General features: G+C 39.4%; 14 protein-coding genes. 8 read left to right on the top strand and 6 right to left on the bottom strand.

Annotation, left to right across the window (positions count from 1 at the left end; translation table 11 throughout):
• Positions 1 to 74 precede the first annotated feature (74 nt).
• The gene (gene hmpF, locus QNJ66_RS08955) at positions 75 to 1,682 is read right to left on the bottom strand and encodes a pilus motility taxis protein HmpF (protein WP_300505436.1); all 1,608 of its coding nucleotides are present in this window, start codon (positions 1,680 to 1,682) and stop codon (positions 75 to 77) included.
• A gap of 404 nt (positions 1,683 to 2,086) precedes the next feature.
• On the opposite strand from hmpF, the gene QNJ66_RS08960 reads away from it, so the two are divergent.
• The 5 genes from QNJ66_RS08960 to QNJ66_RS08980 all read left to right on the top strand — a co-directional run bounded on the left by QNJ66_RS08960 (position 2,087) and on the right by QNJ66_RS08980 (position 8,129).
• Positions 2,087 to 3,295, top strand: coding sequence for a response regulator (locus tag QNJ66_RS08960; RefSeq protein WP_300505439.1), 1,209 nt, complete (start codon positions 2,087 to 2,089; stop codon positions 3,293 to 3,295).
• Between the two features lie 247 nt (positions 3,296 to 3,542).
• Positions 3,543 to 3,905, top strand: coding sequence for a response regulator (locus QNJ66_RS08965; protein ID WP_300505460.1), 363 nt, complete (start codon positions 3,543 to 3,545; stop codon positions 3,903 to 3,905).
• 34 nt (positions 3,906 to 3,939) lie between these two features.
• Positions 3,940 to 4,476 (top strand): chemotaxis protein CheW, encoded by a 537-nt coding sequence (locus QNJ66_RS08970; protein WP_300505461.1) that lies wholly within the window; start codon positions 3,940 to 3,942, stop codon positions 4,474 to 4,476.
• Between the two features lie 103 nt (positions 4,477 to 4,579).
• Positions 4,580 to 7,294, top strand: coding sequence for a methyl-accepting chemotaxis protein (locus tag QNJ66_RS08975; RefSeq protein ID WP_300505442.1), 2,715 nt, complete (start codon positions 4,580 to 4,582; stop codon positions 7,292 to 7,294).
• Between the two features lie 136 nt (positions 7,295 to 7,430).
• Entirely contained in the window at positions 7,431 to 8,129 is a 699-nt protein-coding gene (locus QNJ66_RS08980) for a DUF2993 domain-containing protein (RefSeq protein WP_300505445.1), read from the top strand.
• A 298-nt stretch (positions 8,130 to 8,427) separates the two neighbouring features.
• On the opposite strand, the gene QNJ66_RS08985 is transcribed toward QNJ66_RS08980, so the two are convergent.
• Positions 8,428 to 9,840 (bottom strand): pentapeptide repeat-containing protein, encoded by a 1,413-nt coding sequence (locus QNJ66_RS08985; protein ID WP_300505448.1) that lies wholly within the window; start codon positions 9,838 to 9,840, stop codon positions 8,428 to 8,430.
• A 75-nt stretch (positions 9,841 to 9,915) separates the two neighbouring features.
• Positions 9,916 to 10,608, bottom strand: a complete 693-nt coding sequence (locus QNJ66_RS08990) for a pentapeptide repeat-containing protein (RefSeq protein WP_300505451.1) — start codon at positions 10,606 to 10,608, stop codon at positions 9,916 to 9,918.
• 280 nt (positions 10,609 to 10,888) lie between these two features.
• On the opposite strand from QNJ66_RS08990, the gene psb29 reads away from it, so the two are divergent.
• Together psb29 and QNJ66_RS09000 are read left to right on the top strand one after the other, a co-directional pair.
• Complete coding sequence (gene psb29 / locus QNJ66_RS08995) at positions 10,889 to 11,626, top strand: photosystem II biogenesis protein Psp29 (RefSeq protein WP_300505453.1); 738 nt, start codon at positions 10,889 to 10,891, stop codon at positions 11,624 to 11,626.
• 371 nt (positions 11,627 to 11,997) lie between these two features.
• On the top strand, positions 11,998 to 14,235 hold the full coding sequence (locus tag QNJ66_RS09000) for an amino acid permease (protein WP_300505454.1): 2,238 nt from the start codon (positions 11,998 to 12,000) through the stop codon (positions 14,233 to 14,235).
• A 33-nt stretch (positions 14,236 to 14,268) separates the two neighbouring features.
• On the opposite strand, the gene QNJ66_RS09005 is transcribed toward QNJ66_RS09000, so the two are convergent.
• The 3 genes from QNJ66_RS09005 to cobT form a co-directional block, all read right to left on the bottom strand.
• Positions 14,269 to 14,790 carry a hypothetical protein gene (locus QNJ66_RS09005; protein ID WP_300505455.1) on the bottom strand — a complete coding sequence of 174 codons (522 nt, stop codon included), beginning with the start codon at positions 14,788 to 14,790 and terminating at the stop codon, positions 14,269 to 14,271.
• Between the two features lie 276 nt (positions 14,791 to 15,066).
• Positions 15,067 to 15,282, bottom strand: a complete 216-nt coding sequence (locus QNJ66_RS09010) for a type II toxin-antitoxin system HicB family antitoxin (protein WP_300505456.1) — start codon at positions 15,280 to 15,282, stop codon at positions 15,067 to 15,069.
• A 302-nt stretch (positions 15,283 to 15,584) separates the two neighbouring features.
• Positions 15,585 to 16,694: a nicotinate mononucleotide-dependent phosphoribosyltransferase CobT gene (gene cobT / locus QNJ66_RS09015; RefSeq protein WP_300505457.1), complete on the bottom strand. Its 1,110-nt coding sequence runs from the start codon at positions 16,692 to 16,694 to the stop codon at positions 15,585 to 15,587.
• A 185-nt stretch (positions 16,695 to 16,879) separates the two neighbouring features.
• Here cobT and purD point away from each other — a divergent pair, with 185 nt between their 5' ends.
• Positions 16,880 to 18,139, top strand: coding sequence for a phosphoribosylamine--glycine ligase (purD, locus tag QNJ66_RS09020; RefSeq protein ID WP_300505458.1), 1,260 nt, complete (start codon positions 16,880 to 16,882; stop codon positions 18,137 to 18,139).
• The last annotated feature ends 127 nt before the right edge of the window (positions 18,140 to 18,266 follow it).

Genomic DNA, 18,266 nt, shown 5'->3' on the forward strand with positions numbered 1-18,266 from the left:
TGAAAATAATCTCCCCTTCTCCCCACTCCCTGCTCCCTTGCAGCCTAAACAAGTAAGTTTTTGATCTACTGAGTTTAAGAGGGATTCAACCACTCTCCAAGAATGCCTAATTGATGTTTAGTTTCATCCATTGGTCTTTGTAGTGGTTTCAAAGCATTTTCGTACAGATCGATACGAACTTGTAATTGAGCAACTTCAATTTGTGCTTGCTGCCAGTTTTCTCTTTCTGCTTCCAATTGTTTCGTCTTTTGACATTGTTCTGTATCCATTTGTTTAATCATAGTCTGGATTTCTTCAACGCTATTGTATAGATTCTGAATTTCTGTTTCTAAGGTTTGCTGTTCGTAAACAGTTTTATTTTCCCATGTTTCCAATTGAAGAAGTATGGGGTCTAAATTAATACTTGGTGTTTGTCCATCAAAGTCCATCACTCCTTGACGACGACGTAAAACCCGTAGATGTTGTAGTAGAACTTCTTGTCTTTCTTTAAGATTACGTCTTTGACCAACCAAAGTTTCATCTAAAAATTCTTTTCTTTCCTGTTCTTCCGCCAGTTCGTTTTCTATATCTAAACGCTCAAAATCACCGGCATCAGTTAACTTATCTCGTAGTTCTTTAACCGTCTGACATTGCAGGGTCAATTCTTCTTCTTGATCATTGACAAAACGCACCAATTTCTCTAAATCTTCTTGTAGACTTTTTACCTTTTCTTCTAATTCTCCCAAGGGCATATTTTCCAGGGACACCAGATCGATTTTCCCTTCTGAGCCAATATCGCCCGTCCCGTTAGCAACTTGTTCTAAGGTTTGTTGTAAGTCTTGAATAACCTGTAAATTATCGTTAACCTTTTTTAAGCGGTCTTCTTTATTGCTAAGAATATTTTGTTGAACGCCACATTGAATCTTCGCTTTTTCAAGAGAAATTTGGGTTTCTTCTAAAGCCTGAAAACGGTTTTCAAGAATTTCTCCTTGTTGTTTTACTTCTCTGTTTTGGCGTTGCACTTGTGCTTTGAGGCTATCCCACTCTTGCCAAAACGGCTGGAAAATTGCTTGCTGTTCTTCTAACGCTTTTAGGGCTGCAGAAAAGGGTTTTTCTAAAGAGTCTAGGCCCTGAGAACTCTCAGAAATACGAATCACAAGTTGTTGAATTTTTTCGGCTTCTACCCCAGGTAATTGTAAGATCGGACCAAAACAACGCTGAAAATCCTCTAATTGTTGTTGAGTTTGATCAACTCGATCCCAAGCTGAATCAGCTTCCTGACGACGGCGTTCGATTTGAGAAAGCTCCTTTTCCACCTCCTCTAACTGTTCAAGACGAGCTTCCATTTCCGCTTCACGTCTGCCCAGCTCTTGACTTTGATAGGTGAGAGATTGTTTCCACTGTTCTATCTCTTCTTCTTGGTTTTTGAGCTTTTCGGAAAGCCGCGATAACTTTTGTAACTGTCTCACTAATTCCGGGGCCGCTGCTTCGGGTTCTCCCTGAACTTGACGATTATTGCCCAGATTCACCATCAAGAGAGTTCCTTCCCCCATCTGATCAAATTCGTCAAGGGCGATGACTTCTTCCCCAGGAACAGGACTCCAGGTTTGATCGTTATGTTGACAAGCTAAGAGTTTAATCTCTGTCCGATAACCACCAATAAAACCTCTTGTTTGTTTTTTGACTTCTGCAAGATATAGCACTAGCCACAATCCTCTCGATATTGCTGTTGTCTAGATTGTTAACATGGGGATAATGTCGAGGTAGTAATGCAATATTCAACAGTGTTAGTCCGCGTGATCACAAAATCGCCTCTCTGGCATTACCTGAATCTATTATTGTCACATATCCACACAACTTGATTAAAGAACTTATAAAAATGTTTACTATTTCGACCTATAAATTAGGGGATTAAGCCCCTTCCTTTGCGGCTTAAAGTCTAAACAACTAAGCTATAATTAAACTCTATAATTGTATCATAGATACACTGGGTTGAAACCCCATTTGCTCAACTACCAGCCGTTGAAAGGCTCCGAGGCAGGACATCGGTATAGATGGAGATTTAACCCGCATCTAACATAAGAATACCCAATTCGTGTAAATCATTATGCAGGGAACTTTAAATGAAATTGATATACGTAGCATCCTGCAATTGATCAAACTAGGACAACGAACAGGAGAGCTTTTGATCGAAGCAGATCAAACATCACTAGGGGAGGCATCGCTATTATACTCATCAGCAACTGAGAAGATTGACTCCCCCGGGATATTTTGGTTAGTTTTTTTTGTCAATGGGGAAATCGTTTATGCCACCCAAAGTCAAAATAGAGGGTGTCGTAGGCTGCGAGACTATTTATTTCGTTATCAGGTGAATATTGTTCCAGAAGACCTGGAAAAAATACAGAGAATCAGTCATAATGAAGCTGAATATGCGTATTTATGGCAATTAATTAAACAAAATCGCTTAACTCCAGATCAAGGAAAAAGTATCATACAACAAATGGTAAGAGAAACCCTCTTTGACTTACTCAGTTTAAGACAAGGAGCATTTGTCTTTGAAATGGGTTTAGCATTAGATCCACTTTTAATCAGTATAGAAATTGAGCCATTAGTCAGGGAAATGATGCAAGAGGTGCAACAGTGGAAACAATTACATCCTTACTTTGAGAGTCCCCAACAAGCATTAACTATTGCTGCACCACAACAATTACAAAATACCTTGCCGCAAAAAGCTTATGAACAATTATTGCACTGGGCTGATGGGAAAACTTCCCTGAGACGACTTTCCCGTCGCTTACAAAGGAATTTAGGAACCCTGGCACGGGGACTTTATCCTTATGTGGAAAGAGGATGGTTACACCCAGTCATGACCATATCCCCCTCAATATCTAAGACAAAAAAACCATCAACAGAAGCCAAAAGTAGAAATAGCCCTCACGTAGTCTGTATCGATGACGATCTCTCCGTTAGCAAAACAGTAGAGAGTATTTTAAAGAAAAACGGTTATCAAATCTCCCTAATTACCGATCCTCTTCCAGGCTTAAGTCTAATCTTTGAACTAAAACCCGATGTCATTCTCTGTGACATTGCCATGCCAAAATTAGATGGCTATGAGATTTGTGCCATGCTCCGACACTCAAAAGTGTTTAAATATACACCAATCATGATGCTTACAGGAAAAGAAGGCTTTATCGATCGCATTAGAGCGCGTATGGTAGGAGCAACGGACTATCTCACCAAACCCTTCGGAGAACAAGAGTTATTGTTATTGATTGAAAAATATGTCACACCAAAAATGAGAAGTCGCTCTCACTAGAGAACCAAAAAAATTTCTCTGTTTGTCTTGTTGTTTTCTCAGAAAATTTGGGCAAATTAAGTATGTACACTTGGGGAAAAGAAGTGTTTTTTCAACCCTGTCCGTCCCGACGGAGTCTTATCAGTCCCCAACAATTCGGTTGAGTTTAAAGATTTTAGTTTCTCATTTATTCATTATGACTAAACAATCATCTATCAGCCAGAAAGTGAGTGATTTATCTAAATCCCCAGTCTATAGAGAAAACATTATGAGAGCAGTTTTACTGGTAGAAGATAGTCCAGCACAACAAAAAATGATTGCCAATATTCTCAAAAAGAATGGTTGGAAAGTAACAGTAGCAGAGGACGGTATTAAAGCCCTCAAAGAGATTGAAGAATCTAATCCGGATCTAATTGTCTTAGATATCGTCATGCCCAAGATGAATGGCTATGAAGTCTGTCGTCGTATTAAAACCAATCCTAGCACCCAAAATGTTCCTATTGTCATGTGTTCTTCTAAAGGAGAAGAATTTGATCGTTATTGGGGTATGAAACAAGGGGCAGATGCGTACATCGCTAAACCTTTTGAAGATGTTGAACTGATTGGCACAATTCAACAACTGCTACGTTAATAAACCCACTCTTATTGATAACATCGAACAAACTATGGTTGGGAATTTAGATTTAGATTTCGATCAAGACAAGCAGCAGGATATTTCCCCTGAACTTCAGGAATTAAAAACCCCTGAAGGCGAGCTATATTTACGGTTTCATCTGCCTTCAAAAGAAGAATTTGCCCTTCCGGCTATTGCCATTCGCGAAGTAATGCAGCAAAGTCCAGAACGTATCACTCCCATTCCTAATGCCTCTCCCTTACTCTTAGGAACTCTCAATTTGAGGGGACAAGTGATTTGGGTAGCGGACTTGGGACAATTTTTGGGCAACATTGTTCCTTTACGAACCGATCGCCCAGAAATTCCTGTGATTGCTGTAGAAGAACAAGACACCCTTTTAGGTTTAGCCATCGATCAGTTAGGTGATATGGAGTGGCTTGATATTGAACAATTACAAGCCCCCAATAATGTTGCCGATCACATTGCTCCCTATGTTCAAGGAGAATGGGTAAACCAAGACAATAGCAATCAAGTTTTAAGACTACTAGACCAAATTGCAATTTTACGCTCAGCCCGATGGGCGACATAAACGAATCATCTGAGGCAGAGATTCATTTACATAGATATACCTAATTGATAACCCTTAACTTAAAACCCATAACTGACCATATTTAACCCATAGGAGAAAGGCAATGACATCAGGGACCGACTACGCAAAATTGTATAATGAAGCCTATTCCGCTTACGGACAGGGAAACTTTGAACAGGCCGCTACCCTTATGGAACCAATGGTTGAGGCTTTCCCTGAAGATCCTGATGTTTTGTTATTACGGGGTCATATTTATTTCAGTTTAGGAAGATACGAAACTGCTTGTCAGCAATATCAATTGGTCATTAGTCGTAGCGATCGCCCCGATTTAGTAGACTGTGCTAAACAAGGATTGACACAAGCACAACAACTACTGGATCAGTCTGAGAATAATCATAACGGTAATAACCTGACTCAATCCTCTAATATCAGTTCTGGAGACATTGATATGGAAGAAAAATGGTCAGAGTCGGAATCCTCATCAGATGATTGGGGATCTCAAGATTTTGATCTCGATGCACTAGACTGGGATAGTACTATTTTTGATGACGAAGATTTAGGAGAACCCACTATTGGGCAACAAGGATCTCAAGGGAAACCTTTAGACAATAATCATCAGAATCATCAGGAGCAAGAAGTAAGCGGCTTTCAAATGGAAGTTGATCCTTTTAGCACCCTCAGCGAGGTTAAACCTTTTGATTCTCAAACTGATCTGGCTGACAGCGATGAATCCGACTCCGAAGACAATGATTGGTCCGATTTTGTTGACGAGGACTTTCCTGACTTTCCTTTTAGTGATGAACAAGGTTTAGAAACTGAAGCCATTACCAACTCAGTAATAGCAGACGACGAAGATAATACTTTTGTTGTCTCCTCCAATCTTAACCCTCCTTCTTTGGCCAACCGTGAGAACACAACCTCCTCACTGGACTCTGCTAATCATTGGTCTAATCATGCTGGTGAGGATACTCCCACTATTAAGGCCAATCCCGAAATGATGACATCTGGCCAAATCGAAGAACATAAGCAAGTATTAAATGAGCTTGATTCGTTTCAAGATGAGGCTTTAGAGGATTTATCTAATTTTGATTTCACAGAGATGAACGATCAGTTACCTGATTCTGGTCTCTTTAGCCAAGGGACAGAGAATTTGAGTGATAGTTTCGGGTTACAAACTGATAATCTCTTATCGGAACAAGAACCGGAAACGATTAATTGGGTCAAGTCTGATGATGGGGGTAATACCTCTTTGTCTGATAGTAGTCTCAAAGTAAACAAACCACAGGTAGAAACGGAACAAGGTTACTTCCGTTGGTTTTTCAATGCTCCTCTGAAATCAAAACCCTGGATAGCGGCCGGTAGCACGGGAGTTGCTTCTTTTATGGCTATTTTGTTGGTTAGTGGTTTCGCTTGGTTAATGTCTCCTAAACCAAAAGCTACTGAGGTAAAGGAAGAACGGCCGGCCACTGAACAAGTGAAACCATCGGAAGAGGGGGCGGAAGTTTCGTCGGAACCCAAAAAAGGTAATACTCTATTGTTACTGGCTTTAACGGGCGGTTTAGTCGGGTTTGGAGGGACTCTCCTTTTTGGCCTACTCAGTTCTTATCAACTAAAACGCACTATCGAGGATCTTCAGACCCAGTTCGATTCCATGTATGCTGGTGATTTCAATGTTAAGGCGACGGTTTACTCGGAAGATGAGTTAGGTCAGTTATCCCATAGTTTTAACCAACTTTCCAGTGTCATCCTCACTACCACCAAAGAGGCGCAACAACGGGCTGCGGAAATAGAACAAGCTAGAGAAGAACTGCAACGGCAGGTTATTCGCCTTCTGGATGATGTGGAAGGGGCAGCTAGAGGGGATTTAACTGTAGAAGCTGAAGTGACTGCCGACGTATTAGGGGCGGTTGCTGATGCCTTTAACTTGACTATTCATAATCTACGGGAAATTGTCGCCCAGGTGAAACGCACCGCTAAACAGGTTAATAAGAGTTCTACTGATAGTGAATTGTTCGCTCGGAATAATTCCCGTGACGCGCTACGGATGGCGGAAGAATTAGCTGTTACTTTGAACTCGGTTCAGGTGATGACGGAATCTATCCAACGGGTGGCAGAAAATGCCCGTGAAGCGGAGGAAGTTGCTCATACCTCCTCGGTAACTGCTCTGAAAGGGGGTGAAGCGGTAGAACGAACTGTGGCTGGTATTCTGCAAATTCGAGAAACTGTGTCTGAAACCACTCGTAAGGTAAAACGTTTAGCAGAAGCGTCTCAAGAAATTTCCAAAATTGTTGCTCTAATCTCTCAAATTGCTTCTAGAACCAATTTACTGGCTCTCAATGCTTCTATTCAAGCAGCTAGGGCAGGAGAAGCTGGACGAGGTTTCGCGATCGTAGCTGATGAAGTTCGTCAGTTGGCTGATCGTTCGGCAAAATCTTTGAAAGAAATTGAACAAATTGTACTGCAAATTCAAAGTGAAACTGGTTCGGTAATGACGGCGATGGAAGAGGGTATTCAACAGGTGATTGATGTGACGGATAGATCGGAACAAGCGAAACGTTCTCTAGAAGATATTATCGATGTTTCTAATCACATTAATACCTTGGTGCGATCGATTACTGGGGATACGGTTCAACAACAGGAAAATTCTAAGGCTGTGAGTCAAGTTATGCAGTCGGTGGAATTAACTGCTCAAGAAACTTCCCAAGAATCTCAACGGGTGGCTGGTTCTTTACAAAATTTGGTGGGTATTTCCCGTGATTTACTGTCTTCTGTGGAACGTTTCCATATTGAAGGGGCTGAAAAAGCCAAAAAATCTTAAGTTGAGTTCGGAGTTCGGAGTTCGGAGTTCGGAAAGTGGCTACGCTATGCTGTTACTGATAATTAAAATTGATTGCAATATAATTCACAAATAGCCTAAACTTTAGGTTGATATGTGTGTGTGGAGTGAAAAATTTATGAGTCGTGTTATCAGTAAGGTTCTATCCCCTGCTATGCAGTTTTGGTTACGTTCCCAAGTTGAGGAAGTGGAAACCCTAGATATTTCTATTCAAGGCAGCGATCGCCAAATTTTGAAAGGTCATGTTTCTGGGGTTACTTTAAATGGTAATCAAGCTATTTATCAAGGTTTACATTTAGGAGAAGTTCAATTAAAAGGGGAAAATATTCGTATTAATATTGGTCAAGTTTTACGAGGCAAACCTCTACAATTATTGGAGACTATTCGGGTATCTGGAGCGGTAGCAATTAGTAATCAAAATCTACAAGCTTCTATTTCATCTGCTTTATTAGGAGAAGGGTTTAAAGGGTTACTGGAAACTTTATTAGAACATCAAGGAATCTCAGAACCCTCTCGATTATTAGAAAGTTATGATATTGATTGGCACGGAGCTTATTTAGATAATAATTATTTTATTTTACAAGGAAATTTAACTCATAATGGTGTTACTAATCCTTTAAATATTAAAGCAAAATTAACTTTGATTCCTCCACAAACATTACAATTATCTGAAGTTGAAATTCAGGGTATTCCTGATATAAATAATCATAATGTTAAAGATTTTTCAGTGGATTTAGGTTCAGATGTTTCTATTAATTCCTTTCAGTTAGACACCGATAAATTAGTCTGTGAAGGAGAATTATTAATTCGCCCGTAATATCAGTGAACAGTTAGCAGTTAACAGTTAATTCAAGTAGGGTGGGTTAGACGACTATAATTTAGGTCATTTCATTTATCATTTAACATTTATCATTTATCATTCGTTTGGAAGTAGGCTTGAAACCTCTCCCAAACTTCTTTCTCCCTAAAGGGAGAGGCTTGAAACCAAAATATTCAATGTTCAATGTTCAATGTTCAATGTTTGGTCATAACGAGATGATAAGAATCCGTCGTAACCCACCAGAATCGAGTTTTTCGGTGTATTAGCGTGGCGTAATACACCCTACAATGATATATTAACCTAACCCTAATAATTCAGCGATCACAGGTAATAATTCATTACATCCTTCCACTAATTTTGTCGCATGGGGTAAGTTTTTTCCAATTCCAATTAAGGCATTTTTAGAAAGTTTTGCATATTTTTTCAACTTACTATCTTCTGGTTTATTAGCTGCTTCTGCCAAACTTTCAACAGCTTCTAATGCGTCTTTTTGGTTTTCATTATCAAGATTTTCGTCAGTTTCTATTAGGGTTTTTAATTGACTTAATAGCTCTTTTATGCTATGAATTTGTTCATTTTTTTGATCAGGTAATTGTTGAATTAGGTTATTAATCTTACCGCTCATTTCTCGTAAATTTGCATTAGAATTAGTTAAAGTAACATCTCCACCTGCGGTAATATTTTGGCTATTGTCTGGACTGTTATTCATAGCTTTATTATCGATAATATTGGTTAATTTGGGTTGATTGGTTAAAGCTAGTTTAGCAATTTCTGTAAGATTTTTATTGTATTCTTTCATTTCTTTTTTAGATTTTTCTGCTGCTTCCAATAAAACAGTTTTTTTAACCGCTTCTAATCTCATTTCATAAGCTTCATTAAATTGATGTTCAATGTTTCCTTTATCAGCATCTTTGGGAACTTCCACAGTAACCACTACATCTTTACCTTTTTTCTCAATACCTTGGATAGAATCATAAGTAATTTCGGGATTTTCTGCCATGATTTTTTGAAAGGCAATTTTAAAAGCTTCGGAATTAACCCCATTACGTAATAATAACTGTACTGTCTCCATAATTTTACTGTACAGTTGTTCAAAATCTCCTGGTTGAAACACTTTATCAGGATCGTGGGGATGCCTATCTCTATTGCCGTTTTTATCTGGTTTTTCTAACAAGAAAACATACTGACAATCTACATTATCTAAAATAGTTGTTTTATCAATATTCCAAGCTTCTAAACAAGCTCCTGTTAAATTACATCTGGTAAAATTTGTTTGTAATGCGGAAACTTCTGTTAAGTTTGCCCATTCTAAATTAGTGGCTCTTAATGATGCTTCACTGAGATCGCATTGTTTTAAATTTGCTTTATTTAAGTTAGCTCCATCCAAGTTTGCACCCCGTAAATCATCATTTTGATAGTTCTCTTTGTAGCCATCTCCTGTTATTAATAAGTCTCTGACACGGGGTTGCCTAAGAAGTGTTTTCCCTGGACGAATACGATCTAATTTTTGGGTGTTTTTAAAACAAGTACGGATTAAAATAGCGTCTCGAAAGTCTGTACTTTTTAGTCTAGCTTTGGTGAAGTTAGCATCAGTAAGATCAGCATTTTTAAAGGTTGTGCCGCCGGTTGCAGCAAAAGCAACCGCAAAGTTTCTTATCCAAGCATCTCTAGGATCTCCTTTGATGGCACGATAAGCAATATATAGCAATAGACAGGCTAGTTAGGACACATAAATTATATTTTAAGGGAACAGGGAACAGGGAACAGGGAACAGAAAAATGTCCTAATAGCTTTGGCGACTGCTATAAAAGGCAAATAGGGTTAACGCTGTGGCTATGGCTACGGCTATGAATCTGTATACGGCTATGGCTCCGTATACGGCTCCGGCGAAAGCTACGACTCCGACTAAGGCTCCATATAAAGCGGAAGCTACGGCGAAAGCTACGGCGAAAGTTACGGCTCCGACCAAGACTACTGCTGCTGTGAAGACTCCAGCAAAGGCTATCCCTACGGCGAAAGGTATAGTGACGGTGAAAGTTATGCCTACGGGGAAGGCTATGGCGAAGGCTATGGCTACAGCTACTAGCCCCCCCCATAGTCCACGAAAGTAACTAAAAATACAAAAAATAAGCAGTCCCAGTAAATTAGTCCATCCTGCCACTTGGTTTTCGACACTGGAGCTATAAATATCAGTAACCAAACCTCCAAGAACAGTGGAAAAGAAGCTAGATAGCCCAATAAACAGGAATACCACCAATAATAATCCTATCATCCAGCGTTTTTGTAGCCCTGCCGTTGCCCCTGCAAAGTTTGTCCCTATAAGGGTTGCTCCTTTAAAGTTTGCACCTCGGATATCACAGTTACTAAAGTTTGCACCTGATAAGTTTTGTCCAGTAAAGTTTTGTCCCCTCAGTTTTTGCCCTGAGAAGTCTCGTTGTCCATTTTTATAATTGTTTATAACTGTTGATGCTTTCATAATAGTTTCTAGGTAGGGGCGAACGGCCGTTCGCCCCTACAGGGTTAATTATGGGGGTTGAGAGAGACAAGAAAGGGAACAGTTTTAAACATTATGGCTCGATTATAAACAATAATTTTTTTCTAAAACGTTCAAAATACAAATTCTCCCCACACTCCCCACTCCTCCCACCCTTCCCACACTCCCCACACACACACCAAACACGGAAAACTTGGCAAAGGACTCCTTACAGGGGACAATAGATAACAGTGACTATTGAAAATTTATTTATTTCTACTTCGTGGATAATATTCGTACTGTTTCTGATACCAAGCGTAAATTTTATGGCTATCACACCCGGCCCATAAACTCCATTTATCGGCGGTTTGTAGAAGAATTGCTGGTAGAAATGCACCTCCTGTCCGTCAACATCGATTTTCGCTACGATCCCATCTATGCTTTAGGTGTTGTTACCTCTTTTCAACGTTTTATGCAGGGGTACAGTCCCGAAAGCGATAAAGCTTCTATTTTTAACGGCCTATGTCAAGCAGTTGATGATAGTAGTGATAAGTATCATCAAGAAGCTGAGGCTATCTTAAACGAAGCTAAAGGACTGCCTATTGCTGATTTTAAAGACAAACTCACCCATGTTACCGATGTCCAAGCAGGAGAAGGTATTTTATGGGGAACCTTTGGGTCGATCGCAGCTAACCCCAAATTTAAGTATAGTCGTTTATTTGCCATCGGTTTATACACCTTATTGATGGAAATTGACGCTGATCTCGTCAAAGATGAGGAAAAACGCACTGAAACCATTACACAGATTTCCGAAGGTCTCAAATTTTCCTCAGAAAAACTACAAAAGGATCTCGATATCTATCGTGGTAACCTCGACAAAATGCAGCAGTTATTAACGGTTATAGAAGATACCTTAGAAGCTGATCGCAAAAAACGCGCTTCAACTGAAGCAGAAAAAACAGCAGAACTTCTTGAGAAAAAAGAAACTCCAGAAACTCAAGAATCAGAAACTAGCAATTGAAAAACCGCTAATTCTCTCCTGGGGAGGGAGTGTGGAAAATGTGGAAAGAATAAAAACAAAATTAATATTTTTCCCCCCATCTCCCAGTCTCCCAGTCCCCCCATCTCCCAGTCCCCCCGTCTCCCCATCTCCCAGTCTCCCCATCTGCCAGTCTCCCCATCTGCCAGTCTCCCAGTCCCCCCATCTCCCAGTCCCCCAGTCCCCCCATCTCCCAGTCCCCCCATCTCCCAGTCCCCCCGTCTCCCAAGTCTCCCCATCTCCCCTATCTTTCAAAAGTTAGGGGCAGCTAACTTATGACCTCTTAGAAATTCCCAATCAAAAAAAATCTGGCATAATTAACGATGAGAAACTAGATATGGTTAGAGTCATCTGTGAAATTGCCTTTCTTCTCCAAACCAACCCTCAAAGACCCTACACCGGGTTTAGGAACCTTCGGGGGCGTTTACACACCTTCCATTCTCACCATCCTGGGCGTAATCATGTACTTACGCTTCGGTTGGGTAGTAGGGAATGCGGGTTTAATTGGAACCGCCTTAATTGTTATTTTAGCTAATGCTATCACCTTTTTAACCGCTCTTTCTGTTTGTGCGATCGCTACGGACCGTGTGGTCAGGACAGGAGGGGCTTATTATATGATTAGTCGTTCTCTGGGTGTGGAAACTGGAGGGGCAGTAGGTATCCCTCTCTATTTTGCTCAAGCCTTATCCGTAGCCCTATACACCATCGGTTTTGCGGAAAGTGTGGTAACAGCTTTTCCTCAATATAACCTCAATCAACTCTATATTGCCTTAATAGTTACCGTTGGGGTAGGAATATTAGCCTTTGCTTCGGCAGATATCGCCATCAAAGCGCAATACTTTATTATGGGAGCGATTATTCTCTCCTTATTATCCTTCTATTTTGGACATCCTGTAGAAGAGACTTCCATTGAACTCTGGGGGGTAACAGACAAAGAACCCTTTTGGACGGTATTTGCTGTATTTTTTCCGGCGGTAACAGGGATCATGGCCGGGGTGAATATGTCGGGTGATCTACGTGATCCTATTAAAGCCTTACCTACGGGAACTTTAGCCGCCGTTGGTACGGGATTTGTCATTTATATTACTTTACCTCTTTTTTTAGCGATGCGGGCTGATACTAGCACCTTGATCGCAGAACCTTTCATCATGGAAAAGATGGCGGTTTGGGGGCCAGCTATTTCTTTAGGGGTTTGGGGGGCAACCCTCAGTAGTGCTATTGGCAGTATTTTAGGGGCCCCACGTATTCTGCAAGCGTTGGCCAGAGACGGTATTTTACCCCCCTGGATGCGCTTTTTAGGCCAAGGGAGTGGGTTTAAGGATGAACCGAGAATAGGCACTTTAGTCACCTTTACTGTGGCGATCGCGGCTGTTTTTATTGGGGACTTAAATTTAATTGCCCCGGTATTGACGATGTTTTTCTTAACCACTTATCTGGTGTTAAATATTTCGGCCGGGTTAGAAGGGTTGTTAAATAGTCCTTCTTTTCGTCCATCTTTTCGGGTACATTGGGCTTTATCTTGGTTAGGGGCGATCGGTTGTTTAGGGGTGATGTTTCTCATCGATCCTGTAGCAACTTGTGTGGCAGGAATTGTTGTTATTGCTATCTATTTCTGGGTTCGTCAACGGGAGTTGATGGTGACTTGGGGGGATGTAAGACGGGGTATTTGGATGGCTTTATTGCGGATGGCCGTTTTACAAATGGATCGTCAGACTGATGATACGAAAAATTGGCGGCCTCAATTTTTGGTGTTGTCTGGGGCCCCACGCAAACGCTGGCCGTTGATCCAGTTAGCACAAGCTTTAACCCATAATCGAGGGTTAATTACTGTGTCGAGTGTTTTGCCCGAAGGATCACGAGATGTTGCTAGTCAAGCTGTTTTAGAAAGGCGCATTCGGGACTATTTGGAACGTCATGGGGTAGAAGCTTTAGTGAGATTAATTACGGCCCCGGATCCTTTTGATGGGGCAGAAAGACTGGTGGAAACCTACGGTTTAGGATCCATTGTTCCTAATACCATCTTACTGGGAGATTCTCAGCAAATGATTCACCGCGATCGCTATTGTCAAATGATCGCTAATCTTTATAAGGCAAAACGCAATGTGATTGTTTTGCGAGAAAATCCTAATTTACCTTATGATCCCTGGAATGAGTCGAAAAGCCGCCGTTTTCGCATCGATGTTTGGTGGAGTGGAGGAATACAAGGTAATGGTAGTTTAATGCTGATTTTGGCTTATTTGCTCCATTCTAATCCTAAGTGGCAAAAGGGCGAGATTCATCTTAAGTTAGTGGTAATGGATGAGAGTGCTGTTAGTGAGGCACAAAATAATTTAGATAAATTAGTCGAAGATTTACGTATTGATGCTGTATCTGAGATTATTGTAGCTGATGGACGTACTTTTGCTACTATTCTTAAACAGTCATCAAAAGGGGCCGATTTTATCTTTTTGGGAATGCCTTCTCCTACTGAGGATAAGTTGTTTGTTACTAACTACGAAAAACTACAACAATGGACTCAAGATTTACCAACTACTGTCTTTGTTTTAGCTGCATCTGAGTTTAATTTTCAGGAAGTATTGGGGGAAAATTGAAGCGGTTATCTGTTATCAGTTAACAGTTAATAATTAATTACTTAGTTTACAATTTTCTCTGAGTAAAGATAATGCTAGTTCAAAACTATTTGGTTGGGTTTGTACGGTATACGCTTCTCTTTCTAAGTCTCTTCGATGAGTATCAGTATAGCCTTGAAAAAATGGACGCGCTTGATTCATTGGGTTTAGGGTTAATCCTAATGTTGTTATTTGTCCATTTCCTGCACAAACTTGTGACGCATGAACCGATTCATGAATAAGAGTCGGTAGGGCAATATTAAGATCGAAAACGACAGGATTAATCCATATTTTTTTTGTGCTAACTTGTAAGAGTCCATAAGCACCTCTTTTTGGTGGTAAGGCAATAATGACCTCAAATCCTGCTGTTTCTAATTCTTGTTTTAATTGATTAAATTGTTGATTTTTTTTACTATTTTGAGCAATTATTTGACTATTTTTAATAACTTCAACAATACTTTTTGGTGGATTAGTTGATGATTGATTATCAATATTTAAAGATAGTAATACCAAGGAATTCAAAAGTAATTGAAACATCGATAGTTTGACTCTCCTAAAATTATATTTCGTTAATACATCATAACAATTTAAAATCAAAAAGAGTTAATCATCAATAGCTAAGAGGTTATACTCTAATAAACTAGAAATTACTTAATATATTGATTACTAAATGATAATTATGATTCGCAAAAACAGAAGCTAAGGGAACATTTATCTTAATATGGAAAATTATAAATCATTCGAGAATAGTGATTTTGGGATCATACTAATTCCTTGAGTACATTAATAAAATTTCTCACCTCAAGTTAACCACTATGCAACTTTAAAAAGTGGTTTAATACTGGGTAAAGGTTTATTTTCTTCAATTAAAGATTCAGTTAATAATTCTAGCACTTCCTGGGCATTTTCAAAGGCTTCTTGATACGTTTCACCATGAGTAACTGGTTGCATTACATCCTCAAATTCGGGTAAAAATACAACAAAACAGTTATCTTCATTTGACCATTGAATAACAATTGTATATTTCATAATTAATTGTCCTCTTGATTAAGTTGTTTTAAGGCTAAAAGTGCTTCGGTAACTTGTTTTTCAAGATAAGGTTTAGCGTCATTACTATCTTTTCCTGCAATAATAATAGATTGAGAGAGTTTAGGATTTGTCTATTTACTATGACTTCCTTTGGCAGGTTTAACAGTAAATCCTACTTTTTTTAATATTTTCTTTAATTCTCTAATCTTCTTGGGCATTTTTTCTAAACATTGGATTGCCTTTTTTTAAGATTATAGCGGTTCTTGATCATAATAGTGTTGAATTGGCTAGTCAAAATATACCTAATTTATTATTCTGTGATAATTATTAACAAGATTTTCAATACTATTTAATAACTTTTCTTGTGTCCAATTAAAAGATAAAGAAGCCGCGATCGCAGCTCCTCCAGCACCCACACCCTCTTTAACATAACCCTGTTCATACATTTTTAATTGTTGATAAGAAGAGTTAGAAAAATTTAGTTTACTTGCTAATAAAGGAACTGTCCCAATAGAATCAGCTAAACCGACAGTATCCCCTGTCAAATCTTCTGCTACCCAACGAGTTGTCCCCACAATAATATTATCTAAATTAGCCTTATATTGAGATGTATTAATAATGGTTTTAATTAAAGCATAAACCGCTAACATTTGGGTACCACCTGCTAACATTACTCCTGTTTTTCTACTCGCACTAATAGCCATTCCTGCTACTACAATTTGCATGGGATCACATACAGCAGCGACTAATTGAAAAGGATTAATAGGTTGAAAAAAATTATAATATCCAGAATTTTTTAACCCTTTTTTGACAATCAATTCTTTTTGTTCATGATTACAATTAGGATGACTACTATTAACTTTTCCGTTGGAATCAATACCTAATCCTGTTAAAATTGCTAAAGCTGTTGTTGTTCCACCAACTACACATTCACTGATAATTAAATAATTATTTGTTGCATTTTTAGACAAATTTTGTCCCCAGTTTAATCCTTGTTGAAATAAATCATAAACTAAGGATATTGGCAAGGCTTTTCCTGTGGTTAAACATTGTGCAGGTTGTCCTTTTAAATCAATATAAGAAACAGCAGGAGGTATAGGTAAACCAGCATTAAATAAATGAATGGGGATATTGCAATCTTCTATAACTGCACGAGTAATAAACACAGGAGAAACTCCTTGATGTAAAGGAGGTAACTGATATTTATAAGAAGATCGTACCCCATTAATTAAAAATTCTGCATCGGCGATCGCAGTATATTTTCGTGATTCTGGAGTCGCCCCTGCTGCCGAAATACCAGGAATTAAACCGGTATCAGTAAAGCCTAAAATACAAGCAAAAATGGGTAAATATCCTTGATAGTTTTTAACCCATTTTTGTCCTAGTAATTGATTCGTATATATGCGAAACATCAGTTTTTTCAGTTATCAGTTATCAGTGATCGGTGATCAGTTTTTAGTTGTTGACACTTTCTTCTTCTTGATGAAGATTGCAATAATAGCACTCACAGATTTATTATATTGATGGGTTATGCAATTGAGAGATGGGTTAATTATCCATTATCAATTATCCATTATCAATTATCCATTATTGAAGCGTGAAAGTATTAGTTGTTGGCAATGGAGGGCGCGAACACGCCCTAGTTTGGAAACTACTTCAGTCCCCTCAAGTTGAGCAGTGTTTTTGTACTCCTGGTAATGGAGGCACTGCTTTGTTGGAAAAATGCGAAAACCTCCCTTATTCCGTGGATGACTTTGCTAAGATTGCTGAGTCTGTGCAGAAACATAAAATTGATCTCGTGGTCGTGGGGCCAGAAGTTCCCTTGGCCAAAGGGATCACTGATTATTTACAACGCTACAATGTTAAGGTGTTTGGACCAACTCAGGATGGTGCGCAAATCGAGTCCAGTAAGTCTTGGGCAAAAAAATTGATGGCCTCTGCTGGTATTGCGATCGCCGAAGGGAAAACTTTTAAAGATCCAGATGCAGCTAAGACTTATATTGCTAAACAAGGGGCCCCGATTGTAGTCAAAGCAGATAAGTTAGCTGCCGGAAAAGGGGTTATTGTTGCTCAAACGGTGGAAGAAGCGCAAGCTGCAGTAGATGAGTTAATAGAAACAGGGTTCTCTTCCCTGGTGGTCGAAGAATTTTTAGAAGGGGAAGAGGTGTCTATTTTAGCTGTTACCGATGGGAAAACGGTACGGCCTTTACTTCCTGCACAGGATCATAAACGCATTGGAGAAGGGGACACTGGCCCGAATACGGGGGGAATGGGGGTTTATGCACCGGCACCCATCGCTACTCCTGAGTTATTAGAAAGGGTACAAACTGAGATTTTAGAAGCTACTGTGTCTGCTTTGCGTCAACAGGGGATTCATTATTGTGGGGTACTCTATGCTGGTTTGATGGTGACTCCAGAGGGTGATCCCAAGGTTCTAGAATATAATTGTCGCTTTGGTGATCCCGAAACTCAAGCGGTGTTACCTCTATTGGAAACGCCCTTGGATGAGTTATTGATGGCCTGTATCGAAGGCCGTTTAGCAGAGTTTCCCCCTTTACAATGGTATGACGGTAGTGCTGTGTGTGTGGTAGCTGCTTCTGAAGGATATCCTGGAATTTATGAGAAGGGAAAAGTCATTACAGGTATAACGGAAGCGGAAAACTTAGGATCAACAGTATTTCAAGCAGGAACTAAGTTAAACGGTGATAAACTCTTGACTGACGGGGGACGAGTATTAGGAGTTACATCTACGGGAAAAGATTTTCAAACTGCGATCGAAAAGGTTTATGGTTGTATCGAAGCTATTGATTTTCCTGGTATATATTATCGTCGTGATATTGGCCATCGCGTTCGTTAATCATTTCAGATTTATTTCATTGGAGGGGGTTGATGCTGCTCCCAAAAACCTACCTAATATTCCCTAAAATTACTTATATTAGTATCTAAATTTCATAAATAAGTAGGTTATTGTGTTTAAAACCCTA

Source organism: Crocosphaera sp., from assembly GCF_030064895.1.
Taxonomy (GTDB): domain Bacteria; phylum Cyanobacteriota; class Cyanobacteriia; order Cyanobacteriales; family Microcystaceae; genus Crocosphaera.